General features: G+C 71.4%; 19 protein-coding genes. 8 read left to right on the top strand and 11 right to left on the bottom strand.

Annotation, left to right across the window (positions count from 1 at the left end; translation table 11 throughout):
* The 4 genes from ACWD6N_RS13685 to moaC are packed head-to-tail and all read right to left on the bottom strand — an operon-like array spanning position 1 to position 2697.
* The gene (locus ACWD6N_RS13685) at positions 1 to 429 is read right to left on the bottom strand and encodes a molybdenum cofactor biosynthesis protein MoaE (protein WP_089018440.1); all 429 of its coding nucleotides are present in this window, start codon (positions 427 to 429) and stop codon (positions 1 to 3) included.
* The gene (locus ACWD6N_RS13680; protein WP_450004798.1) at positions 426 to 1685 is read right to left on the bottom strand and encodes a molybdopterin molybdotransferase MoeA; all 1260 of its coding nucleotides are present in this window, start codon (positions 1683 to 1685) and stop codon (positions 426 to 428) included. The genes ACWD6N_RS13685 and ACWD6N_RS13680 overlap by 4 nt, the downstream gene beginning before the upstream one ends.
* A gap of 53 nt (positions 1686 to 1738) precedes the next feature.
* A complete protein-coding gene (locus tag ACWD6N_RS13675; RefSeq protein ID WP_387324959.1) occupies positions 1739 to 2209 on the bottom strand; it encodes a MogA/MoaB family molybdenum cofactor biosynthesis protein in 471 nt (156 codons plus the stop codon).
* Complete coding sequence (moaC, locus tag ACWD6N_RS13670; RefSeq protein ID WP_089018438.1) at positions 2206 to 2697, bottom strand: cyclic pyranopterin monophosphate synthase MoaC; 492 nt, start codon at positions 2695 to 2697, stop codon at positions 2206 to 2208. Before moaC ends, ACWD6N_RS13675 begins: the two co-directional genes overlap by 4 nt.
* Positions 2698 to 3681: 984 nt before the next feature.
* Here moaC and ACWD6N_RS13665 point away from each other — a divergent pair.
* The 5 genes from ACWD6N_RS13665 (at position 3682) to ACWD6N_RS13645 (ending at position 9450) form a co-directional block, all read left to right on the top strand.
* A complete protein-coding gene (locus tag ACWD6N_RS13665; RefSeq protein ID WP_387324955.1) occupies positions 3682 to 6213 on the top strand; it encodes a putative bifunctional diguanylate cyclase/phosphodiesterase in 2532 nt (843 codons plus the stop codon).
* 47 nt (positions 6214 to 6260) lie between these two features.
* Positions 6261 to 7595: a glycosyltransferase 87 family protein gene (locus tag ACWD6N_RS13660; protein ID WP_450004797.1), complete on the top strand. Its 1335-nt coding sequence runs from the start codon at positions 6261 to 6263 to the stop codon at positions 7593 to 7595.
* A 41-nt stretch (positions 7596 to 7636) separates the two neighbouring features.
* Complete coding sequence (locus tag ACWD6N_RS13655; RefSeq protein ID WP_387324950.1) at positions 7637 to 8269, top strand: phosphoribosyltransferase; 633 nt, start codon at positions 7637 to 7639, stop codon at positions 8267 to 8269.
* 19 nt (positions 8270 to 8288) lie between these two features.
* Positions 8289 to 8660 carry a TFIIB-type zinc ribbon-containing protein gene (locus ACWD6N_RS13650; RefSeq protein WP_354967126.1) on the top strand — a complete coding sequence of 124 codons (372 nt, stop codon included), beginning with the start codon at positions 8289 to 8291 and terminating at the stop codon, positions 8658 to 8660.
* Between the two features lie 112 nt (positions 8661 to 8772).
* Complete coding sequence (locus ACWD6N_RS13645) at positions 8773 to 9450, top strand: maleylpyruvate isomerase N-terminal domain-containing protein (RefSeq protein WP_450004796.1); 678 nt, start codon at positions 8773 to 8775, stop codon at positions 9448 to 9450.
* A gap of 19 nt (positions 9451 to 9469) precedes the next feature.
* On the opposite strand, the gene ACWD6N_RS13640 is transcribed toward ACWD6N_RS13645, so the two are convergent.
* Positions 9470 to 12163 (bottom strand): replicative DNA helicase, encoded by a 2694-nt coding sequence (locus ACWD6N_RS13640; RefSeq protein ID WP_449936177.1) that lies wholly within the window; start codon positions 12161 to 12163, stop codon positions 9470 to 9472.
* Positions 12164 to 12545: 382 nt separating this feature from the next.
* On the opposite strand from ACWD6N_RS13640, the gene ACWD6N_RS13635 reads away from it, so the two are divergent.
* The gene (locus ACWD6N_RS13635; protein ID WP_450004795.1) at positions 12546 to 14102 is read left to right on the top strand and encodes a hypothetical protein; all 1557 of its coding nucleotides are present in this window, start codon (positions 12546 to 12548) and stop codon (positions 14100 to 14102) included.
* A gap of 81 nt (positions 14103 to 14183) precedes the next feature.
* On the opposite strand, the gene rplI is transcribed toward ACWD6N_RS13635, so the two are convergent.
* The 4 genes from rplI to rpsF form a co-directional block, all read right to left on the bottom strand.
* Complete coding sequence (gene rplI, locus ACWD6N_RS13630) at positions 14184 to 14630, bottom strand: 50S ribosomal protein L9 (protein ID WP_354967121.1); 447 nt, start codon at positions 14628 to 14630, stop codon at positions 14184 to 14186.
* Positions 14631 to 14644: 14 nt separating this feature from the next.
* Entirely contained in the window at positions 14645 to 14884 is a 240-nt protein-coding gene (gene rpsR, locus ACWD6N_RS13625; RefSeq protein WP_013289355.1) for a 30S ribosomal protein S18, read from the bottom strand.
* 41 nt (positions 14885 to 14925) lie between these two features.
* Entirely contained in the window at positions 14926 to 15465 is a 540-nt protein-coding gene (locus ACWD6N_RS13620) for a single-stranded DNA-binding protein (RefSeq protein WP_172899022.1), read from the bottom strand.
* Positions 15466 to 15543: 78 nt separating this feature from the next.
* Positions 15544 to 15834 (bottom strand): 30S ribosomal protein S6, encoded by a 291-nt coding sequence (rpsF, locus tag ACWD6N_RS13615; protein WP_074315517.1) that lies wholly within the window; start codon positions 15832 to 15834, stop codon positions 15544 to 15546.
* A gap of 637 nt (positions 15835 to 16471) precedes the next feature.
* On the opposite strand from rpsF, the gene ACWD6N_RS13610 reads away from it, so the two are divergent.
* Together ACWD6N_RS13610 and ACWD6N_RS13605 are read left to right on the top strand one after the other, a co-directional pair.
* A complete protein-coding gene (locus ACWD6N_RS13610) occupies positions 16472 to 17263 on the top strand; it encodes a deoxyribonuclease IV (protein ID WP_354967120.1) in 792 nt (263 codons plus the stop codon).
* Positions 17260 to 19566, top strand: coding sequence for a hypothetical protein (locus tag ACWD6N_RS13605; RefSeq protein WP_450004794.1), 2307 nt, complete (start codon positions 17260 to 17262; stop codon positions 19564 to 19566). Before ACWD6N_RS13610 ends, ACWD6N_RS13605 begins: the two co-directional genes overlap by 4 nt.
* Positions 19567 to 19631: 65 nt before the next feature.
* Here ACWD6N_RS13605 and ACWD6N_RS13600 read toward each other — a convergent pair whose 3' ends face one another.
* Entirely contained in the window at positions 19632 to 21137 is a 1506-nt protein-coding gene (locus ACWD6N_RS13600) for a glycosyltransferase family 87 protein (RefSeq protein ID WP_450004793.1), read from the bottom strand.
* A 124-nt stretch (positions 21138 to 21261) separates the two neighbouring features.
* Positions 21262 to 24147 (bottom strand): transglycosylase domain-containing protein, encoded by a 2886-nt coding sequence (locus ACWD6N_RS13595; protein WP_450004792.1) that lies wholly within the window; start codon positions 24145 to 24147, stop codon positions 21262 to 21264.
* Positions 24148 to 24263 lie beyond the last annotated feature (116 nt).

The raw sequence follows: 24263 nt of genomic DNA, 5'->3' as shown, positions 1-24263 counted from the left end.
TCAGGGGCAGTTGACCCATTCCTCGGTGCCGTCGCCGAAGACCTGCCGTTTCCAGATCGGCAGCCGCGCCTTGGCCTCGTCCACCAGACGGGCGCAGGCCTCGAATGCCGCCGCACGATGGGCGGTGCTCACGGCGGCGACCAGCGCCACGTCACCGATCGCCAGCGGACCGACCCGGTGCGAGACCGCCACCGCGTAGACGTCGGGCTCGGCCGCGATCTCGGCGGCCACCTCGCGTAGCACCTGCTCGGCACTCGGGTGCCCCTCGTACTCCAGGCTCACCACGGCGCGCCCGTGGTCGTGGTCGCGGACCACACCCTGGAAGGAGACCACCGCGCCGGCCCGCCGGTCGGCAACCGCCGCCTCGTGCGCGGCCAGATCCAGCGGCTGGTCGGTGACCTGGCCGAAGGTGAGCGCTGGCGCCGTCACGACGCACGCTCCCCGGTCAGCAGCGGCAGTGGCACGATCGGCACCCGTTCACCGGGATCGCCGTTGGTGCCCGGCCGAATGACCGCGAACCCGTCCGCACCTGCCAACCCACGCAGCATCGCCGAGCCGACATGCCGCACCGGGAACGCGGTGCCGGCGGCCCGGTCCAGCCGGACCAGCGCCAGGTGGGTGTGGTCGCCACGACCGGGCACCGCCTCGGCCAAGGTGGCCTGCGGCAGAACCGGCATCGGACGACTCTGGAGGCCGGCGAGCAGCGGGGCGACCAGCGACACCAGCGCGACGATGGCGGACTGCGGGTTGCCCGGCAGCCCGGCGACGAACCGGACCCGCCCGTCGGCGCCGGCCACCCGGGCCAGCAGCATCGGGAAGCCGGGCCGGACCGCCACCGTGTTGACCACGTAGTCGGCGCCGAGCGCCTCGAGCGCCGGGTGCAGGTGGTCGACCGGGCCGTGCATCGTGCCGCCCGTCGTGCAGACCAGGTCGGCGTTGGCCAGCGCCGCGCGCAGGGCAGCCACGTGCGCGGGCAGCGTGTCGGCCACGGGGCCGACCACGTCGGATGGACGGATCTGGCAGCCGTACCGGCGCAGCCACGCGGGCACCGCCGGCCCCAGCGCGTCCCGGACCCGGCCGGCCGCGGGCGGACCCGCGGTGAGCAGTTCGTCGCCGAAGACCAGGAGCGCGGCGCGCGGCGCGCGCCGGACCCGCAGGGTGTCGTGCCCGCAGGACGCCGCCAGGCCGATCACCGCCGGGTCGACCGCCGTGCCGACCGGGAGCAGCTCCTCGTCGGCGTACGCCTCCTCGCCCGGTCGCCGCCACTCCGGCGTCTGACGGGGCGTGCCGCTGACCAGGCCGTCGGTGGTGGTGGACTCCTCGACCCGCAGCACGGCGGTCGCGCCTTCGGGCACCATGGCGCCGGTCGCGATCTCGACGGTCGTGCCGTCCTCGCTGAGTGGTGCGGGGGCGTTGCCGGCCAGCACCCGGCCGACGACGCGCCACGGGCCGGCGCCGCGCACCGCCCAGCCGTCCACGCTGGAGGTGGGGAAGGCGGGAAGGTCGGTGCGGGCGGTCAACGGCTCGGCCAGGGTCAGCCCGTCAGTGTCGATCAGCGGCCGGGAGAGGGTGGGAAGTGCGGCGGCCAGGCCGATCGCGTAGACGCGGGAGCGCGCCTCCTCCCACCCGGCCGGCGGGGGCGCGGCGACCCGGTCGTCCGCGGTTGGTGCGGTTTCCGTGCTCACCCGCCGAGCCTATCGGGGCGGACCGACACCCGCCGGGCCTGGGCGCGGACCGGTCAGTGGTCTCCGCCGCGCAGTTGGTCGACGGTGTGCGCGAGGATCGGCCCGAGCACGGCCAGCCCGTCCCGGGCGCCGCCGGTCGAGCCGGGCAGGTTGACCACCAGCATCCGACCGGCCACCCCGGCCAGGCCTCGGGACAGCACCGACGTGGGCACCCGGTCGCGACTGTGCGCGCGGATCGCCTCGGCGATGCCGGGGATCTCGTAATCCAGCAGACCCCGGGTCACGTCCGGCGTCCGGTCCGTCGGGGTGACCCCGGTGCCCCCGCTGGTCAACACCACGTCGATGCCGTCGGAGAGGGCGTCTCGCAGGGCCGCGCCGACCGGCTCGCCGTCGGGCACCACCACCGGGTCGTCGACCTGGCAGCCCAGCTCGCGCAGGCCGGCGGCGAGCAGGGGACCGCTGGTGTCGGCGTAGACGCCGGCCGCGGCCCGGTTCGACGCGACGATCACCCGGGCCCGGATCACGGTCGGTCCTCCGGTCGGACCCACTCGCCGGTCTTGCCGCCCTCCTTGCGAAGCACCCGGACCGCCTCCACCGAGGCCGCCGGGTCAACGGCCTTGACCATGTCGACCAGGGCGAGACCGGCGACGGCGACCGCGGTGAGTGCCTCCATCTCGACCCCCGTCCGGTCCGCGGTGCGGGCGGTGGCGGTGATCTCGACGGTGTCGACCGTGAGCCGCAGGTCGACGGTGACGCCGTGCAGGGCGATCGGGTGGCAGAGCGGGATCAGCTCCGGGGTGCGCTTGGCGCCCATGATCCCGGCCAGCCGACCGACCGCCAGCGCGTCACCCTTGGGCAGGCCGTCGCGGTGCAGCAGGTCGACGACCTCGGGTGTGGTCCGAAGACGGCCCGCGGCGACGGCCAGCCGGCCGGTCACCGGCTTGGCGGAGACGTCGACCATGCGGGCCGCACCGGCGCGGTCGACGTGGCTGAGCTGCGCGGGTTCGGTCACGGCGGTGAGCCTATCGGTGCGGTACGACCGGATGGCGCTCGGAAGGAGCGCCGCCCCGAGGTGCCGGCCGGGCGCGGGGTGCCGTCCGTTGGGATGGTGGCGGCCTGCTCACCGTCACACATCCGGGTGCGGACGGCTACCCAGCGGGTCAATGCGTGGCGATGTATGAGATGGTCGCCGGTCGACCACCGGGAACAGGTGGAGTCGGCGGCCCTTCAGATCCTCGTCGCGTAGCCCGGACCTGCAAGGTGAGACCGAATCGAGTTGCAAATGGGTAACCATTCGCTGCCGGTTCGGCACCTTCCCGGAATCCAGCTTCGAACATACGTCGGAGAATCGCTGTCGACTGCGGACGTTGGGCGCAGCAGAACTGGCGGGCCGCGCACACCGTCTGTTGCTTCGGCGTTTCGAACTGCAACTTGAGTTCGGCAAGCCGCACGGCAGGGCGGCCAGGATCGGGATCGATGGTGTTCGGACGCTCACTGCGCGAGAATTGGTGATGTCCGGAATTTGAACCCATGCCCCCTGCACCGCAAACTGTGGACCGGCGGCACTAAGGCATGGGGCGCAGATTCATCCGACCGGATCTACCCTGAGCCCGAACTCCGGATGAGGCTGGGGAGTCTGCTCGTCAGACTGAGGAGGAACCGTCGGGGCAGGCCCGGCGCCCATCCTCCGACGGTGGTTGGCAACATGCGAGCTGCAGGCCGAACAAGTCGACCGCGCTCCGCTCACAGGCCATGGACACAACGTCACAAAACCCTCCAGCTTGGCTAATGTTGCGCATACCGACATTTATTACTGCTAACTGCATCGACGTCGCTTTAGGCTCTCGTCACGAAGTTCCCCGGGGGATACCGAACCCGGGCTGGATGGGTGGAGGGAGCGTGCAATGCGCGGCAGCGACTGGCACTGACATCGGAGTGACACTCAGCGGTAAGCTCCCGTCGTCAACATGTAACTGTCGGCGACGACAGGAGCTTCATGAGTCGGGTCACCCCAGAGAACACCACTAGGACAGACCGACAACTGCTGTTGCTCGTCGGTCTCGTCGTCATACTGGCCATCGGCCCGACACTTCTTGCCGTCACGGACGTGCTGGCCCACCCGCCCGACGCGGTGGGCCACGGCGCGACCTTCGTCGCGCTGACGTTCATGACAGCCCTCGGGACGATCGTCAAGTCGCCGATCCGTATCCGCTCGACCACGCACGCCATCACCTGGATCGAGACGGCAATCGTGATCGGGCTCGCGGTGGCCCCACCCGCCTGGGTGGTGCTGGCGACCGGCACCGGTGTCGGCATCGCATCGGCCGTCATGAAGCTCCCGCCGATCAAGACGGCGTTCGGCGTCAGCAAGAACATCCTGGTCGCCGGTGGAGCGAGCGCCGTCGCCCTGGCCGTCCACTGGCAGTGGCCACCGGTGGGCATGGCAGAGCTCGTCACTCTGCTGGGCGCGATCTACCTGGTCGCCGCTCTCCTGGACGACCTGCTGGCGATCCCGGTGATCGCGCTCGCGACCGGCACCCGGGTCTCCCGGCAATTCCTGAACAACCTTGACCTCCGGCTCGCCGGCTTCGGTGTGCGCTTCGTCGTAGCCCTCTGCACGCTGCTCATCCTCCAGGTCGACCCGCGATTGCTGCTCGCCGTCCCACCGCTCATGTTGAGCCTGCACCTGGCCTACTCCGCGCGTATCCGGGGTCGCACCGAGCAGCAGGCGTGGCAGCGGCTCGCCCGCACCACGGACGCGCTCAACGTGGTGGACCTGGACAACGTCCTCACCACCGCCGTCACCCAGGCCGCCGAGTTGTTCTCCGCCGACGAGGTCGAGATCGAGCTGCGCGACGGAGCCCGCACGGTGCGCGGCGGCACCAGCGGCATCACCTTCGACGGACTGGCCGGCACGCTCACCGACGTGGACGGCACGGTCGTCGCCACGCCGCTGGAGGGCCACGACCGGTCCGTCGATGTCGGCGCGCTGCGGCTGCGCTTCCGCGGCCCCGTGCAGCTCTCCGAACGGGAGCAGTACACCCTGCGTACCTTCGCCTCCGCGCTCTGCACGGCGGTACGCAACGCCCAGGCGTACGCCGAGCTGGCACGGGTGGCCGACGAGCACGCGTACGCCGCGGCGCACGACGCGCTGACCGGCCTGGCCAACCGTCGACACCTGCTCGACAAGGGCACCGAGCAGTTGAGCGGACGGCACGCGGACGGGGTGACCGCGCTGGTACTGATCGACCTCAATCACTTCAAGGAGGTCAACGACACGCTCGGGCACGCCGCCGGCGACCAGGTACTGGTGCAGGTGGCCGAACGTCTGCGGGGCGCCGCCCAGGCCAGTGACCTGGTGGCCCGCCTCGGCGGCGACGAGTTCGCCGTACTCCTGCGCGGGCTGCCGGCCCCGGCGGTCGCCGCGCACCGGGCGGAGACGCTGCTCGCCGCGTTGCACGAACCGTTCGAGCTGGACGGCATGCGGATCAGCGTCGAAGCCAGCGGCGGGATCTCCGTCGCCCCGGCCAGTGGCGGCATGGCGGAGCTGCTGCGCCGCGCCGACGTGGCGATGTACCAGGCGAAGCGGGCCGGTCAACGGATCTCCACGTACGCCCCGGCGCGGGACACCGCCGACCTCGGCCGGCTCACCCTCGGCGGTGACCTGCCACGGGCGGTCGCCGACCACGAGTTCGTCGTCAACTTCCAACCGATCGTCGACCTGGGCACCGGCGAGGTGACCAGCGCGGAGGCGCTGGCCCGCTGGCATCACCCCACCCACGGCATGATCGATCCGCTGCGTTTCCTGGAGGCGGTGGAGCGCTCCGGGCTGCTACCGGCGTTCGCCGAGGCGATCCTCGACCAGGCGTTGATCGCGGCGGCCGGCTGGCGCGACGCCGGCTTCGACGTGCCGGTCGCGGTCAACGTGTCCCCGCGCAGCCTGCTCGACGCGCGCTTCCCCGGCTCGGTGCTGGCCCGCCTGCGTGCCCACGACCTGCCGCCGGACCGGCTGGTGCTGGAGTTGACCGAGACGCTGACGCTCAGCCAGCTCGACGTGGTGGACCGGGTGCTGAGCCGGCTGCGCGACGAGGGCATCCGGCTGGCACTGGACGACTTCGGCACCGGCTACTCCTCGCTCTCACTGCTCTCCCGGATCCCCGTGCACGAGCTGAAGATCGATCGCAGCTTCGTGACGACGATGGAGAGTTCGGCGGAGGCCGCCGCCGTCATCCGTTCCACCCTCGACCTGGGCCGCAGCCTCGACCTTGACGTGGTGGCCGAGGGGGTGGAGAGCGAGCCGCAGCGACGGGCCCTCTGGGAGCTGGGTTGCACCGCCGGCCAGGGGCACCTGTTCGCCCGGCCGATGCCCGCCGGCACTCTCCTCGCGGCGTTGCAGCGCGGCTCGGGCGGCCGCCCGGGCGCCCTCGCAACGCCGCTGCACGACGCCGGCGCGGTGATCCGGCTGACCCAGAACCGCCGCCAGGGCGGCCGGTCCCGCCCGGACCGACTTCCCCACCTCCCCGCCTGAACGACGCGGAACATCGAGCTGGCCGGGGGTCTGCCAGACTGGCGCGCGTGACCGCCGACCACCCGACCGCCCTTCGCCGTCGCTGGCGGACGCTCGACACCGCCGCCGGGGGCCTCGCCCTCGACCTCGGTCTCTACGCCGTCTCGGCCGTCTTCGCCGCGATCACCGCGGTCACCTCGACGCTGCTGCCGCATCGGGCCTGGGGCGCGGTCGCCACCGTCGGCTACCTGATCGCCACACTGGCGGTGGTCGTCCAGCTCCTCCTTCGCCGACGCGGCTCGGCCTCCCGGCTGGTCGGCCTGCCAGCCAGGTGGGCGGTCACCGGATTCGTCTGGGCGAGCACCGCCCTGCTGCCCGTGCTCTGGCAGAGCGTCGAGCGGGCCACCGGACGCACCGACCGGGCCCAGGAGGAGGTGCTGGTCGTGGAGCAGGCCGGGGCGCGCCTGCTGGAGCACGGCACGCCGTACCTCGGACGCGACGCCATAGCCGCCCTGCCGCCCGCCGAGCAGCTGCTCGGCTACACGCCGTACCAGCCGGGCATGGCGATGTTTGGCCTGCCCAGAGCCCTGGTCGACGCCGCCTGGACCGATGCCCGGGTCTGGTTCGCGGTGGGCACCGCGCTGGCGCTCGCCCTGGCCGTGGCCGCCCTGCGCGCCGCCCACCGCGCACACCCCGCCGGCACGGACGACCGTCCGGGCGCCGCCCTGCTGCGGGGCGTGCAGGCGGCCACCGTACTGCCGATCTGCGCGCTCACCCTCGCCACCGGCGGCGACGACCTGCCCGTACTCGCGCTCTGCCTGCTCGCCCTCGCGCTCGCCGCCGCCGACCGGCCCGGCCGGGCCGGCCTCGCGGTCGGGCTCGCCGGCGCGCTGAAGTTGTTCGCCTGGCCGGTCGCCCTGGTCCTGATCGCGTGGGGGCTGACCCGGCGGGCCGGCACCCGGGTCGCCGCCGGCGCGATCGGGCTACCCGTGGCGACCCTGCTCCCGGCCCTGCTGGTCGACCGCGACGCGCTGACCGAGAACGTGCTGCGCTTTCCGCTCGGCCACGGTCTGGTCACCAGCCCCGCGCAGTCCCCGTTCCCCGGCTATCTGATCGCCAGCGTGCTGCCCGCCGGCCGGCTGATCGCCGCCGCGCTGCTGGTCGCGGCCGGCCTGGCCATCGCCGTCCGACTCGCCCGCCGCCCGCCGCGCACCGCCGTCGCCACCGCGCTGATCTGCGGGTACGGGCTGCTCGCCGCGATCGTCCTGATGCCCTCGACCCGCTTCGGCTACCTGCTGTACCCGCTGGCCCTGCTCACCTGGGCGCCCGCCCTGCACCGCACCACCGACGCGTCGACCGTCCCGGTGCCCGGCGAGCTGTCCGGTCGGGCCACTTCGGCGTAACTGCCGGGCGGAGCGACGCCACAGGGCGTACACCTGAAGGCATGACCACGTACCGCGACCGGGCCGAGGCGGGCCAGGTGCTCGCCGATCGGCTCACCGCACTCATCGGCGAGCCGGACGTCGTCGTCCTCGGCCTGGTCCGCGGCGGCGTGCCGGTGGCCCGGGTCGTCGCCGAACGACTCGGCGCGCCACTGGACGTGCTGGTGGTCCGCAAACTCGGCATGCCGTGGGCCCGGGAGGTCGCCTTCGGCGCGCTCGGCCCGGGCGGCGTGCAGGTGCTCAACGAGGCGGTGGCCAGCCGGCTCAGCAGCGACGACATCGCCGAGGTCAACCACCGGGAGCAGACCGAGTTGGAGCGCCGGGAGCGGCTCTACCGGGGCGGCCGCCCTCCGCTGGACCTCGCCGGGCGGATCACGGTGATCGTCGACGACGGCCTGGCCACCGGCGCGACCGCGCGCGCCGCCGTCGAGGTCGTCCGCCGACTCGGCGCACGCCGGGTGGTGGTCGCGGTGCCGGTCGGCGCGCAGGAGGCGTACGAGCTACTGGCCGCCGAGGCCGACCAGGTCGTCTGCGCCCAGCGCCCGCAGGATTTCGGCGCGGTCAGCGTCTACTACGAGGACTTCCACGAGGTCCCCGACGAGGAGGTGATCGAGGCGCTTACGGCGACCGCGTGACTCGACCGGGTACCTTCGGATGATGAGTCTCACCTGTCCCAAGTGTCACGGAGAAATGCGTCAGTACGAGCGCAGCGGCGTCGTCATCGACCAGTGCGGGGAGTGCCGAGGCATTTTCCTCGACCGCGGCGAGCTTGAGAAGCTCTTCGAGGCGGAGGCCAACTGGAGCCGCCAGCAGGCCGGCACGCCGCCGCAGCCCGCTCAGCAGCCCGGGGGCTACCCACCGCCGCAGCACCAGCCCGGCTACGGTGCGGTCCCCCCGCCGCCACCGCCCCCGCCCGCCCACGGCTACCCGCCGGCGCCGGCTTACGGCGGCCAGCAGCACCACGGCTACCACGGCCACTACCGGCACAAGAAGCGCAAGGGCTTCCTCGACGAGATGTTCGGCTGAGCCGAGGTCAGCATCCCGCCCGGGCCGACCCGCGCGTCGGCCCGGGCGCTTCGCCCACCGCAACTGTCGCCGATGGTTGGCGGGCGGGAAGGTCCGTGCGAGGCTGCATCGCATGAGCGCGATTCGGCCGGCCGAGGCGCTGGCCCAGGCGTACGACGCGATCACCGGCGTGGTCGACGGCCGGGACGACGCGGACCTGCAACGACCCACCCGCTGCCAGGGCTGGCTCGTCGCGGACGTGCTCTTCCACGTGCTCGGCGACGCCCAGCGGGCCCTGGTCGCGCTGGCCAGCCCCGCCGACGGCCCCGCCGACGTGGACGACGTCAGCTACTGGCGCGGCTTTCCCTCCGGCGGCGGTGACGACGCCCGGCACGCCTGGTGGGTCCGCCGGTCGGCCGCCGCGTTCGACCGGCCGTCCGGCATCGTCCGGCTCTGGCGGGACACCGCCCCGGCGGCGGTCCGGGCCGCCGCCGCAGCCGACCCGACGGGGTACGTGACCACGCAGGGCCACGTGCTGCGGGTACCGGACTTCCTCGCCACCCTGACCACCGAGGCCATGGTGCATCACCTGGACCTGACGCTGGAACTGCCCGACGCGCCGCCGCCCGGCCCACTGGCGGTACGGGTCGCGGTGGCGACCATGGACGGCCTGATGAGCGACGACGCGGTCCGCCCCACGGCGTGGGACGACGAGGAGTTCCTGCTGAAGGCCACCGGGCGTCTCCCGCTCACCGACCGGGACCGGTTGGAGCTGGGCGAGTCGGCCGGCTGGTTCCCGCTGCTGGGCTGAGCGTCGGTGCTCGCGCCGGTCAGACGATGGCCATGTCGACGAAGCGCGAGAGGTGCAGCTGGGCCGCGACCGTCACCGTGTCGGTGGGGCCATTTCGGTGCTTGGCAATGATGAAATCCGCCTCGCCCGCGCGCGGCGACTCCTTGTCGTAGTAGTCGTCGCGGTGCAGCAGGATGACAACGTCGGCATCCTGCTCGATGGAGTTGTGGGTGGCGATCCCGTTCGCGATGAAGTTGTGCTTCCCCAGAACGGTAGCGTCGAACACCTCTCGCTCGCCGATGGACTCGATCGACACGATCGCGTCCCAGAAGATGTCGTTGGTGGCGTGCAGGTCCAGGTCTGCCGCATCGAGGACAGTAGCGATCTTGGCCAGGCGAGAGCGGCTGGGCGCGCGCTGCCAGAGGGCGCTGCCGCAGAATTGGGTGCCGATGGCCTCTGCGAACTCACGGTGGGTCATCCCCTGCTCTACCAGGATCTCTCGCACCCTGGTCCACACCTCTCGCGGCACGGTGTCGACGTTGGTATTGCTCTCCGTCGACTCCAGCGCGGCGAGTAGTTCAGCGCAGCCCTCTGACCGCTGCCCATGAACGCCGATCTCGCGCAGGAACCGTAGTTGGTCGTCCCGACCGGAGATGTCGAGCGTGTACTGCGGTCGGTGCCCCACCACAGGCACGACCTTCAGTCGAGCGGTGATGCCGTACCTGAGGAGTAGTCGGGAGATGTCCTCGAGCATGCGGCGGCTCGTGGACGCGAAGTAGACACGGCCGCCGCGACCCGAACGGTTCACGGTGACCGAGCCATCCGTGGCCCACAGGTGTCGCAGGAAAGTGGTGACCTGCTCCTTGGGCAGGTTGAACATGGCGGCGGGAAGGAACTTCTCGTGCGACCTGAGGCCGAAGAGGCCGAGCTCGTCCAGCCAGGCCGCGATGGGATTGCGCCGACCGCGGGCCAGCCGATAGGGCGCGGGCAGGCGGAGGGTGGTAACCCTCGCCGCCGCGTAGTCATCCCGGACAGCGGAGATCCCAAAGTGTTTCGCCGCTTCCATGACGGCCTGCAGGTTCAGTTCGTCGCGACTGGCGTATCGAATCGGTTGACGCCGCACGAAGGAACCGTCGCCCAGCAGGTGTGCCAACATCACGAGCTCCGCGTCGACCCACGGGCGAATGGTCATCGGGGGCGGTAGGTGGCGCGGTGTGGCGATGCGGTCCCCCTCCGACAGTTCACCCAGAGGCACCCACCCGGTGAACGCCAGGAAGGGGTGGTTGGCCGTCGCGTCGATCTGCTTACCTGATGCGAGGGTCAGCCGGAACACCTCACGTGTGCCGCTGGGAAAGACGTGCGTCATGGTGCGGGGGGTGTAGCGCAGGCTCTCATCGAGCGCCCAGACCGGGATGTCCTTTGCGCCGTCAGCCAACAACTCACCGAGAGTGATCTCGGCGTTGTTATCCGCGCGCACCACCCGGGTCTCCGCGGTCAGGCAACCCGATTCGCGCAGGTCGGACAACTGGGGGCGCTTGTCGGTGCGCTGCTCGGGGCCGCGGTTGAGCTGGCTGACCGCGATGACCGGGCACTCGACCTCCTTGGCCAGCAGTTTGAGGCCACGGGAGAGGTCGGCGACCTCCTGCTGCCGACTCTCGGTGCGCTTCGGCGAGGTCATCAGCTGGAGGTAGTCGACCACAATCATCTTGAGGTCGTGCCGCTGCTTGAGCCGGCGGGCCTTGGCCCGGATCTCCATCAGGTTCATGCTCGGCGTGTCGTCGACGAAGAGCGGCGCCTCGCTGATCTCGCCCATGCACCGGGCCAGCTTGGTCCAGTCGTCGTCGGAGAGCTGCCCGCTGCGCAGCACGTGCAGCGGCACCCGCGCCTCGGCGGAGAGCAGTCGCATGACGATCTCGACCTTGCTCATTTCCAGCGAGAAGATGGCGGCCGCCTGGTTGGCGCGGATAGCGGCATTCCGGGCAAAGTCCATGCTTGCGGTCGATTTGCCCAAACCAGGCCTTCCGGCCACGATAATGAGCTGCCCGGCGTGCAGGCCGTTGAGCAGCCGGTCCAGGTCGGTGAAGCCGGTCGGGACGCCGGTCATCATCCCGCCCTGCGCGCCCACCGCCTCAATCTCGTCCAGCGTCGGCTGCAACATGTCCGCCAGGACCGCGAAGTCCTCGCTGACCCGACGTTCCGTGACGTCGTAGACGGCCTGCTGGGCGAGGTCCACGATGTCGTCGACGTCGCGGCTGCCGCCGTTGGCGGTGCCGTAACCCAACTGCACGATCTTGGTGCCGGCCTCGACCAGCCGGCGCAGCACCGCCCGCTCGCTGACGATCCGCGCGTAGTAGGCGGCGTTCGCGGCGGTGGGCACGCTGGCGATGAGGGTGTGCAGGTAGGGCGCGCCGCCGATGCGTACCAGATCGCCGGAGTCGGCGAGGGCCGCCGCCACGGTGATCGAGTCGGCCGGCTCACCCCGGCCGTAGATGTCCAGGATGATGTCGAAGATGGTGGCGTGCACCGGCCGGTAGAAGTCGTTGGTCTTCAGGATCTCGACGACGTCGGCGATGGCGTCCTTGGAGAGCAGCATGCCGCCGAGGACGCACTGCTCGGCTGCGACATCCTGGGGCGGGGTCTTGTCGAACTGGCCGTCGCGCTGCGCAGGCGGCTGGCCGCCGGAGCGTGGCTCCGCCCGCATGTCGTCGGTGACCGACACGGGTCCCCCCTCCACTGCGCCGGATCCGGTTCCAGCTCTATCGCCTCGGTACGACAATTCCGCCCGACCGGGCCGGTCGATCGGGGGCCATCGCGCCGGCGGTCGAGGGCCAACCATACGGACCGCGAGGTCAGCGACTCAACAGCGGCGGTGGACGAGCCTCGGGACAACCTGTGGATGTCGTGGACGAGCATGTGCGCAGCGTGTGCACAGCCTGTGGACAACGCTTGGGGAATTCCGGGCCATACCTCGTTGACCTGCGGATATGCGGTCCCCAGCCTGTGGAGGAGAATATTTCGGTCGGGCCTGTGACACGATCGTCCCGTACTATCTCCAGCGAACGGCTACACCTGGACAGCGGATTACGCTTTCGGTTCAGAAGGGTCACACTCCGGCCGTGAGTTACCGGGACTGGGGACGCGGGGAGGGCAGCCCGCGCGAGCGCCAGCCGACCGCCTCGTGGGGTGAGCGCGTGCCACCCCTTCCGGTCGACCCGTACGACGAGGACGGGCGCTTTCGCACCTCCAGCCGTCGGCGTGCACTGGATCGGGGGCAGGACGAGCCGGTCGACGCCTACCTGCCCCGGTGGGCACTGGAGTCGGGGGTCCGGCACGCGGACGGCGGTGGCCGTCACGCCGCCCCGGATGACGACGAGGCCGAGCCCGAGCTGCCGGGTTCCGGAGCCGGCTGGCGGGCCAGCGAGACGACGAGCACCCGGCGGCTGGTCAGTGAGACGGGTTGGCGGGAGCGACCGGCGCTCGGCGCGGCGCCCGACTCGGACCACACCCGGGAGTGGACGCTCGACCGTCCACAGGAGCAGGGGTACGCCGGCCGCCGGCGTGCCGACTCGACGGAGGAGGAGCCGGTCTCCGGCGCGGTCCCGGACCGCCGTCCCCGGCGTGCGCCCGCTGGCCGCCCGCAGGTGATCTGGTCCGGCGGTGACCTGGAGCCCGCCCCGGCCGAGCCGGTGCCCCGCTGGGAAACGGACCGGCCCACCCGGCGCAGCCGTCGTGCGGAGGAGTCTTGGACCCGTCCGGCGGCCGACCCGTGGGAGCGCGGATCCGACCCTGCGCCCGAGCCCGACCCGTCGTACGCGCCGGCGGTGGACCCGTGGGACGCCTCGGGCGTGCACGCGTGGCCGCCGGTGGCCGAGGCGGATGGCACGGACCTGAGTGGGCAGTGGGCGCAGGCGGAGAGCGTCGGTGGTTGGGAACGGTCCGACCGCACCGGCCAGTGGGAGCGGTCCGCGGTCGAGGACGACCAGTGGGACCGGACGCTGGCGCCGCGCTCCGACCGGTCGGTGGCGGCCGAGGGTTGGCCGCCGAGCGGGGACGACCGGTTCTGGTCCGGCACTCGGCTGGCCGGTGACGACCCACGCTGGATGGATCTGTCGACGTCGGCACCCCGGTCACCGGTGGTGGGTTACACCGCCCCTCGCCCGCGGAGCGCTCCCGTACCGCGTGGTGCTCCCGTACCCCGTGGTGGTGGGCCACGACGTCGGGTGGACCAACCGCCGGTGGGGGTGGCCTCGGTGCGCCGGCGGGTCGAGTCCGTGGCGACGGGCGGCTGGGCGCGGCGCCTGGAGGACGACCTGCTGGACCCGGATCCTGGTGGGTCCATCCGGCCGCTGCTGTACACCGCCGCCTGTTACCTGTTGCCGGCGGTGCTGGTCTTCGTCTGGTTGCTGACCCTGGACAGCCAGGCACCGGCCGGGTGCGTCACCGACATCAGCGGAGGCGGGTGCGACTCGCCCCGGTCGCGTGCGTTGGAGTCGCTGCTCGCTGGCTCGCCCCGCTTCGGGCTGGCGCTGGTGAGCAGTCTGGTGGTGGCGGCGCTGCTGCGTCGGGTCGGTACGACGTGGCGCTCGGCCACCATCGCGCTCGCCGCCGCGGTGGTGGGCGGGGGCCTTTCCACGGTGTTGATCAGCGCGGTGACCGGTCAGGCGATCGGCTGACCGGGCGCGGGCCCGACGACGGTACGCACGAGGGCCCGCACCGATCGCTCGGCACGGGCCCTCGTGGTGGTGTCGCTGGTGTCAGCCCTGAACGACGTTCAGGTTGAACGACGCGGTCACCTCGGGGTGCAGCTTGATCTTCACCGGGTAGGTGCCGGTCGACTTGATGTGACCCGGCACCTCCAGCCGGCGTCGGTCGAGGACCGGGCCACCGGAGGCCTTGACGGCGTCGACGATCTCGGCCGAAGTGACCGAGCCGAAGAGCCGACCGCCGTCGCCGGCGCGGGCCTTCATGTTGACCTTGAGACCCTCGAGCTGACCCTTGACCTCGTTCGCGTGGTCGAGGTCGCGGATCTCGCGGGCCGAGCGGGCCCGCTTGATGACCGTGACCTGCTTTTCCGCGCCCTTGGTCCAGGCGATCGCGAAGCCCTGCGGCAGCAGGTAGTTACGGCCGAAGCCGTCCTTGACCTCGACGATGTCGCCCGGGGCACCGAGGCCGGACACTTCCTGAGTCAGGATGATCTTCATATCGGTGCCTCCTCTCAGCGGGTGGTAGCCGTGTACGGCAGGAGCGCCATCTCACGGGCGTTCTTGACCGCACGGGCGATCTGCCGCTGCTGCTGCGAGGTCACGCCGGTCACCCGTCGAGCGCGGATCTTGCCGCGGTCGGAGATGAACTTGCGCAGCAGCGCGGTGTCCTTGTAATCGATGTAGGTGATCCCGTCCTTGTCGAGCGGGTTCACCTTCTTCTTCGGCTTGCGAAGTGCCGCAGCCTTGGCCATTGCTCGTGCTCCTGGTTTGCGATCGCGGGCGCTCGGCGCCATTAGAACGGGGGCTCCTCGTCGAAGTTGCCGCCCGAACCGGCACGCGCGGGAGAGGGTGCGGCCGAAGCCCAGGGGTCGTCGAAGTTGCCTCCGCCGCCACCCTGACCACCACCGCCGCCGCTACCGCCACCGAAGCCGCCGCCGCCACCGCCGGAGCGGGACATCTTCTGCACCTTCGCCGTGGCGTAGCGCAGCGACGGGCCGATCTCGTCGACCTCAAGCTCGATGACGGTGCGCTTCTCACCCTCGCGGGTCTCGTAGGACCGCTGCCGGAGCCGGCCCGACACGATCACCCGAGCGCCACGCTGCAGCGACTCGGCGACGTGCTCGGCGGCCTGCCGCCACACGGTGCAAGCGAGGAACAGCGGCTCGCCGTCCTTCCACTCGCCCGACGCCTTGTCCATGAAACGGGGCGTCGAGGCGACTCGGAACTTGGCGACCGCCGCCCCGGAGGGGGTGAACCGCAACTCGGGGTCATCGGTCAGATTGCCGATGACCGTGATGGTGGTGTCTCCTGCCATGACCATCTCCTCGCGCACTCAGCGTCTCGTCGCACAGGCTCCCAGAGCCGTATGACAGAGCCGCGGAGGCTGATCCGGGCGAACCGGGTTGAATGCTTAGCGCATCTCCGGCCGGATGACCTTGGTGCGCAGCACGGACTCGTTGAGCCGGAGCTGACGGTCCAGCTCGGCCACCGCGGCAGGCGTGGCCTGCAGGTCGACGACGGCGTAAATGCCCTCGGCCTTTTTGTTGATCTCGTACGCGAGGCGCCGGCGGCCCCACACGTCGGTCTTCTCAACCGAGCCACCCGCGGTCCGGATCACGTTCAGGTACGTGTCGAGCGACGGGGCGACGGTGCGTTCCTCGAGGCTGGGGTCGAGGATCACCATTACTTCGTAATGACGCAAGACGTGCTCACCTCCTGTGGGCTAAGCGGCCACGGTCCTTCCGTGGCAGGAGGTCGTGCGTCGCTGCCCGCACGTACCGGGGGAACCCGGCCGGACGCGGACAACCTGACCAGGATACCCGGTCCGAACGATCATGCCTGTGGTGGTGGGGCCAGCGCCCGGACGTGCCGACGGGGGCCCACCGTCCGACCGTCACCGGCCGGTGGTGGACCCCCGTCAACGAGGCCGCGGGGCGTCCCGTCCGCATTCCTTGGGTGGGACCTGGGGAGGAACGACCACACCGATGAGGTTGGACCGAAGACGCCCCGCGGAGCTTTATCGTGTTGTTATCTGACGATACAACGGCTCTCGTACCTTGTCGGGGGAAAAAGCACAAATTTCCGAGATTCTTCATCGGTCGGATCTGATGTGCCCGGGGGGCCGCCCCCGCCACGCCGGGCCGCGCGGCGGGGGTGACCTCGTTGTCGGTCCGTCGACCACCGGTTGCGTACGCGGCGGTCACGCCGTCGACGGCACCGGCGCTGGCCGCCGACTCAATCCCATCAACGATCGTCGGTCCGTTCGGTGACGCCGTCGACGGCGACACCGCACCGGCCGGTCGCCCCACCCGTCGGGGTCGCGACGTAGGCTCGCTCGCATGCGTATCGGAGCCCACGTCGATTCGACCGACCCGCTGACGGAGGCGACCGCCCGGTCCGCCGACACCGTGCAGTTCTTCCTCTCCGACCCGCAGGGGTGGAAGGCGCCCAAGCCCCGGGAGGACGCCGAACGGCTGCGCGCCGCCGAGGTCGACCTGTACGTGCACGCGCCGTACGTCATCAACGTGGCCACCCTCAACAACCGCATCCGGATCCCCAGCCGCAAGCTGCTGCTCGGGCACGCGAACGCGGCCGCCGCGATCGGCGCGAAGGGCCTGATCGTCCACGGCGGGCACGTCAACGCCGGGGACGACCTGGCCGTGGGCTTCGACAACTGGCGCAAGACATTCGCGTACGCGGCCGACTCCGGCGGCTTCGGCGTCCCCGTCCTGATCGAGAACACCGCCGGCGGCGACAACGCGTGCGCCCGTCGACTGGACGCGCTGGCCCGCCTCTGGGACGCCATCGGCGACCACGAGGTCGGCTTCTGCCTGGACACCTGCCACGCGTACGCCGGCGGCGAGGAACTGCTCGGCCTGGTCGACCGGGTCAAGGCGATCACCGGGCGGATCGACCTGGTGCACGCCAACAACTCCAAGGGCGCCTTCAACTCCGGCCAGGACCGGCACGACAACCTGGACGGCGGGACGATCGACCCGGAGCTGGTGGTGGCGGTGATCCGCGCTGCCGGCGCGCCGGTGGTCGTCGAGACACCGGGCGGTGTCGCCGGCCAGGCCGCCGACATCGACTTCCTCCGCCAGCAGCTCGGGACGGAGAGCACGGCAGCATGACGACCGGCCAGCCCGGGACCGGAAGCGCCCGGCCCACCCCCACCGGGGACGCCCGGATCCGGCCCGCGATCCCGGCCGCCGCCGGCACCCCCACCCCGGCGGCGCGCGCCGCCACGGCCTCCGACACCACGACCGCCGCCGCCGGCACGGACCATGCGGTCAGCGGCGACGGTACGAGAGCCAGCATCGTCACCAACGACGGTACGAAAGCCGCCACCGCCAGGGACGACGACCCGAAGCCCGGCTCCACGAAGCACGACGGCCCCGAGCCCGGCTCGGCCGGGAACAGCGCGGTCGAGGACAGCGCGGCCGAGGACAGCGCGGCCGAGGACAGTAAGGCCAAGCCCGGCGCGGCTACGGGCGGTGCGGAGAAGGATGGTGCCGTCAAGGACCGCGCGGGCAAGGACGGCGCGGAGAAGGACAGTGCCGCCGAAGGCGATCCGGCCGAGAGCGGCGACGCAGCCAAGGGCGGGAAGGCCGGCGAACCAGACGGTCCGGTGAAGGTCGACGGTGAGGCGAAGTCGGCGGGATCCGAGCGCTGGGAGGCGTTCGCCTCCGCGCCGGAGCCGGTGCCCTCCCGGCTCAGCCGGTCGGCCCGCGCCGTCGGCCGGTACCTGATCCACGAGTGGACCCTGGCAAGCCTCGGCGCGCTGGCGCTGGCCGTGCTGATGACCTGGCCGACGCTGCGCTACCCGCGCTACACCCTCCCGCAGGACTACTGGGACCCGAGCCTGCAGGCGTGGCAGATGGCCTGGTCCGGGCACATCCTGCTGACCGAGCCGGCGCGCCTGTGGCAGTCCAACACGTTCTTCCCCGAGCTGTGGAGCTTCGCGTTCTCCGACACGCTGCTCGGCTACGCCCCGGCCGGCATGCTCGGCAGCGGCCCCGAGGACGCGGTGCTGCGCTACAACATCATGTTCGTGCTGGCGCACGCGCTCGCCACGCTGGGGGCGTACGCGCTGGCCCGGCAGCTCGGCGCGGGCCGGATCGGCGCCGCGGTCGCCGGCGTCGCCTACACCTACGCGCCGTGGTTGCTGGCCCAGGCCGGGCACCTGCACGTGCTCTCCAACGGCGGGATCCCGCTGGCGTTGGCCATGCTGGCGCGTGGGCACGGCTGGTCGCTGCGGCACGGCTACCGGCCCGAGCGCCGGCACGACGGCTGGGTCTACGCCGGCTGGCTGGTGGCGGCCTGGCAACTCAGCCTCGGCTTCGGCATCGGTCTGCCGTTCGCGTACTTCCTGGCCTGCGCGGTGCTGGTCGCGGCCGTCCTGTTCTACGCGCGGCGACTCCGCACCGGCCAGGCCCTGCCGTTCGGCCGCCGGCTGCTGGTCGCCGACGTGGTCGGCGGGCTGCTCTTCGCCGGGGTGGGTCTGCTGATGGCGATCCCGTACTTCAGGGTGACCGAGCTGCATCCGTACGCCGAGCGCACCATCGGTGACATCAGCATCTTCTCGCCGCCGGCGTCCGGCTTCGTGACCGCGCCCGCGGAGTCGCGGATCTGGGGCGGGCTGCACGAGGGAGCGCGAGCGGCGCTGCCGTGGCATCCGGAGATGACCCTGCTGCCGGGCTTCGTGCTGTACGCGTTGGCCGCCGGCGGGCTGTTCTTCTCGGTCTGGCGGCTGCGGCACCGGCTGCTGCTCCTCGCCGGGGTTCTGCTGACGATGGCCTTCGCGATGGGCACCCGCTTCTTCGACGGCGCCTTCACCTACGTTCCGCTGTTCGAGCACGCTCCCGGCTGGAACGCGTTGCGTACCCCGGGGCGTTTGATGCTCTGGACCACGCTGCTGCTCGCCCTGCTCGCCGCGGGCGCGGTCACCGCCCTCACCGAACGGGTCCGCGACCTGGCCGCGCAGCGGATCCCGTCCTGGCCGGGGCCGTGGCTGCGCCTGGCCACCCTGCTGCCGCTGCTGCTGGTCACCGTGGAGGGCCTGAACACCACCCCGCATCCGGTGGTGCCGACCCAGCCGGCCGCGCTGCGCACGGTGGAGGGGCCGCTGCTGGTGCTACCCAGCAACCAGAGCCTGGACCAGCACGTGATGCTCTGGTCCACCAGCGGATTCCCGGACGTGGTGAACGGCGGCAGCGGCTTCACTCCGCGCCAGCTCGACGACGTTCGCCGGGTGACCCAGTCGTTCCCCGACCAGACCAGCGTCGACTACCTGCGCACGTTCGGCGTCCGCACTGTGGTGCTGCTGCGCGGGCAGGTCGCCGGGACGCCGTGGGAGATCACGATCGACGCCCCGGTCGACACGCTCGGCATCACCCGACAGGAGATCGACGGCGCGGTGGTCTACCGGCTCTGACGCAGCTGGCTTCTGGGGCGGGTTTGCGGGTAGCCCGCCCGGCACCGGGCCGTCGGGCTTGTGGATCAGGTGATGGTCGCGGGTTCGGGTGCGGGCTTGTTGATCGTGGTTCGGCGCCAGCGGTCCAGCCAGGGGGCATCCGGTGCGCCGTCGAGCACGCCGCCGTCCGGATCGTCGGCATAGGTGGCCCGCACCGCGTCCCGCTCGGGATGCAGAATCTCCCGGATGACCAGTACGCAGAGCACCACCACGGTGGCCAGCCGCAGCGTCGAGGCCAGCACGAACACCCCTTCCGGGAAGACCGGGCGGCTGGTCGCCGCGCCGAGCAGCTCGCCGTAGAAGGCGACGAAATAGCAGACCTCGGCGAACTGCCAGGCCAGGATGGCCCCCCACTTCGGGCGGGCCAGCACCACCAGTGGCAGCAGCCAGAGCACGAACTGCTGGGACCAGACCTTGCTGAAGATGAGGAACGCGGCGACGACCAGGAAGGCGAGCTGGGCGAGCCGCGGTCGGCGGGGCGCCCGCAGCGCCAGGACCGCCACGCCGAGGCAGGCCAGCCCGAACAGGGCGTACGAGACGGTGTTGAGGGTCGGGATGTTGGCGTTCAGCCACTCGAACGGGCCGAGCCGGGCGGGGTCGCCACCGACCTTGCCGTCGAGGTAGCGCCCGATGTACCAGAGCGTGCCCCAGTCGATGGGCCGGGTGCTGTTCAGCTCGAAGAACCGGTCCCAGTTCTCCCGATACGCCAGCGCGGGGGGCAGGTTCACCAGTACCAGGGCGGCGAGGGCGCTCCCGACGGCGATGAGCGCGGCGCGCAGCCGGGCGGCCCGCAGCGCCAGGATGAGGATCGGCCCCAACAGGAACAGCGGCCAGAGCTTGGCCGCGCCGGCGAGGCCGAGCAGCACTCCGGCTACCGCCGGTCGTTTCCGGGCCCAGGCAAGCAGGCCGAACGCGGCCAGCCCGATGGCGAGCAGGTCCCAGTTGACGGTTGCGGTGAGCAGCAGCGCCGGGGCGAGCGCGAACAACGCGGCGTCCCAGGGTCGTCGACGGCGCAGCGCAAGGATCACCGCCACCGTGGCCACCGCGAGCGCGCCCAGCACCAGGGCGTTGAGGTTGTAGAACCACTGGCCCTGGTTGATGCTCGGGTCGCCGTCGCCGAGGGCGTGCACCGGCAGGCCCAGCGCCCCCATGAAGTAGCCGGTCAGCACCGGGTATTCGACCGGGTGGTCACGGTAGGGCACCTTGCCCTCGTTGAGCCCCTCGGCGTAGTAGAGGGCGAGCACGTCGGTGTAGCAGAACCGGGTGTACTGCTCGTTGTCCTGCCAGGCGCCGTCCTGGCACGGCGACTTCTGCACCCAGTGCAGAGCGAGCGTGAGGCAGACCAGTGCCAGCACGATCCGGACTGCGGTCCAGAACCGCCGCTCCCCACCGGCCGGCCGGTCCAGTGCCGTCGCGTGGTCGCCCAGGGGCCCACCGATCATGCCGGAGATGCCGCGGACGAACCCGTCGGAGCGGGACGGGTGGTCGGTGGTTCCGGCGTCGTCGATGCCGGGCGTCGACTGGGTGCTCATGAAGAGGCATCCTGCCGTACGACCGGGGTGCGCGTCCCGTCCCGGCGCGCGGATCCGGGTACGGAAACGGCGCCGCCGGCCGGACAGGTCGTCCGGCCGGCGGCGGCGTCGTGCAGCGCTGCGGTCAGTCCCGGTTTGTCGGTGGCAGGCTGGGTAACAGCCCGCCGCCGTTGCCGCCTGTTCCAGGCCGGCCTGGATCGTTCGGGTTGTTGCCACCGTTGTTGCCGTCGGTGCGCGGGCAGAACGGGTTGGTCAGCGGATCACAGGGCTGACCCGGCTGACCCGGCAGGCCCGGCAGACCGCCTGTCGGGGGCGGGGGCGGAGGCGGCGCCTCACCGTTGCCGGATTCCGGATCGCCGATGTTCGCCGCTGGCGGGAAGTCGACCTTGTCCTTGTCCTTCAGCGCCTCGTTCATGAACCGCTCCCAGATGTCACCCGGGAGGTTTCCACCGCTGACCGGGCGGCCGTCCTTGAGCTTGAGTGCTTTACGGTTCCCCACGTTGCCCACCCAGACCGCCGTGGCCAACTGAGGCGTGTAGCCGATCATCCAGGCGTCGCCGTTGTCGGAGCTGTCGCCCTTGAGTTCCCAGGTGCCGGTCTTGGAGGCGGCCTTACGGCCGTCGTCGAGCCGGTGGTTGACCGCGGCGGGATAGTCCTTCAGAACCGATGTCACGTCGGCGACCACGTCCTTGTCGATGCGCGGCTGGGAGTTGAGCTTCTCGCTGCCCTTGGCCACCTTCTCCCACTTGCCGGTGTTCGGGTTCTGCTTCTCCACGGAGTAGAGGAAGTGCGCCTTGTTGTAGACACCCCCGTTGGCGAAGGTGGCCACGCCGTTCGCGTGGTCCAGCACGGTGATCGGGTACTGGCCGTAGCCGACCACGTTGAAGAACGGCTCCGGGGTGATGTCCTTCGGGTCGGCCTTGGTCAGGTCGTACGCCTTCGCCGGGTTGGTGTCGGTGCGCCACATGGTGGTGACGCCGGCCTGCTTGGCCATGTCGACGACCTTGTCCGCGCCGATCTCCTCGGTGACGTGGTAGAACGGCACGTTCAGCGACTTGAGCGTGGACGTTCGCAGCGTGCAGGAGTTGTGGCAGCTCGGGTCGTCGGTGCCGGCGTTGCTGACCTTGAACTCGGTGCCCTCCGGGGTGAAGGCCTTGCCCTTCCATCGGGACTCGAGGGCCTTGTCGGCCTTGAGCGCGGCCGCCAGAGTGTAGATCTTGAAGCTCGATCCGGGCGAGTGACCGCCGCTGATCGCACCGGTGGAGTCGGTGTTCTTGCCGGCGTAGTCCGTGCCGGTGCCGTTGTCACCGCCGTAGTAGGCGAGCACCCGACCGTTCTTCGGATCGACAGCGACCACCGCGGCCATCAGGTTGCTCGGCTGGCCCGCCAACTCGGAGCCCTTGGTCTTGCGCTGGGCCGTCTCGACCGCCGCCTTCTGGATTTTGGTGTCGATGGTGGTGCGGATCCGGTAACCGCCGGCCATCAGCGCCTGGGAGCAGAGCGGCTTGGTCTCGGTCACCTGCGTCTCCTTGTCGACGCAGATGCCCCTGTCCCGCATCTCTTCCCGGACGTAGTTGATCACGTTGCCGTACGGGGTGTTGACGCCGAAGTCGATCCCGATGCCGCCCTTCTTCGGGGCCTTGATGTTCTTCGGGTACGCGGCGGGCCGCTCCGGCTTGCCGGGCACGCCCAGCCAGCCCTCCTTGACCATGCCGTCGATCACGTAGTTCCAGCGGTCCTCGGCGGCGGTCCGGTTGATCGCCGGGTCGTACCCCTGGTGGGTGGCGCTCGGCTCCGGCTGCTTGATCAGGGCGGCGAGCACCGCGCCCTCGTCGGGCTTGAGCGCGCTCACCGGCTTACCGAAGTAGGTCTGCGCCGCCGCCTCGATGCCGTACGCGCCTCGGCCGAAGTAGATCACGTTGAGGTAGTGCTGCATGATCTGCGGCTTGGTGTACTCGTCGTTGAGCTTGGAGGCGAGGATCGCCTCCTTCACCTTCCGGGCGTAGGTGTCGTCCTTCAGGTTGTCGTAGGCGTTGCGCGCGTACTGCTGGGTGATGGTGGAGGCACCCTGCTTGTCGCCGCCGGAGAGGTTGTTCCAGCCGGCCCGGGCGATGCCCTTGTAGTCCACACCGGAGTGCCGGTAGAAGTTCCGGTCCTCGGCGGCGGCCACCGCGTTCTGCACCCACTCGGGAATCTGGTCGATGGTGACCAGGGTGCGGTTCTGATCGCCCACCTTGGCGATGGGGGTCGTGTTGTCGAACGCGTACAGGGTGGTCGCCTGCGGCGGGGTGATCTCGTCGGGCAGCACCACGTTGGTCGAGTAGTAGGTGAACCCGACCACGCCGACGCCGGCGAGCATGATGAAGACCGCGAACCCGGCGATCAGCAGGTTGATCCGCTTGCGCTTCTTCGCCCGGGCCGCCGCGCCGGGGTCACCCGGACCACGGCCGCCCCGGCCACCGCGACCCGGACCGTTCGGCCCGCCAGGCCCACCGGGGCCACCCGGGCCGCCGGAGACCGGTGAGACGCTCGCCCGGGCGACCGCGGCCCGGCCACCCACGGATGCCGACCCGACACTGGCCCGGCCCGCCGAGGCGGCGCCGACGGACGCGGCGCCGACCGTGGCCCGACCGGCCGGCGCGCCCGGCGCCGGGGACACGGGCACCGAGGCCCGGCCCGCGCCGGCACGACCGGCGGCCACGCCGGGTGCCGGCGACACCGGCACCGACGCCCGCCCGGCCCGTCCCGGCGCGGCCGAACCCACCGAGGCGGATCCGGCGCGCGGTGGCACCGCCGCCGAGGCACCCACCGAGGCACGCCCACCGGCGGCCCGCGGTGTCACCGAGGCGCGACCGGGAGACGCTGCCGGCTCCGGGGCGGACCATCCGCTCCCGCGGGAGTCGCCACCGGATCGGCGGTACGCGTCGTCCGCGCCCGGTCCGGGGTCGCCGTCCGGGCCCGGGTACTGGGCACGCCCGCGCGCAGAACTGGGATCGCCGTACGAGTTCATTCCTCACACCCTGCCGGTCGCGGTGGGGCGCCACTGCGCCGCCACCGGGTTGCCGTGAGTTGCTTCACTCGGGACGCCGGCACGGGGGTGCCGGTTCACCGGGGTCATTGCAGTAT

The sequence above is a fragment of the Micromonospora sp. NPDC005163 genome (assembly GCF_053599835.1).
The sequence above is the reverse complement of the archived record's forward strand: the minus strand, read 5'-3'. Positions and strand labels throughout refer to the sequence as shown.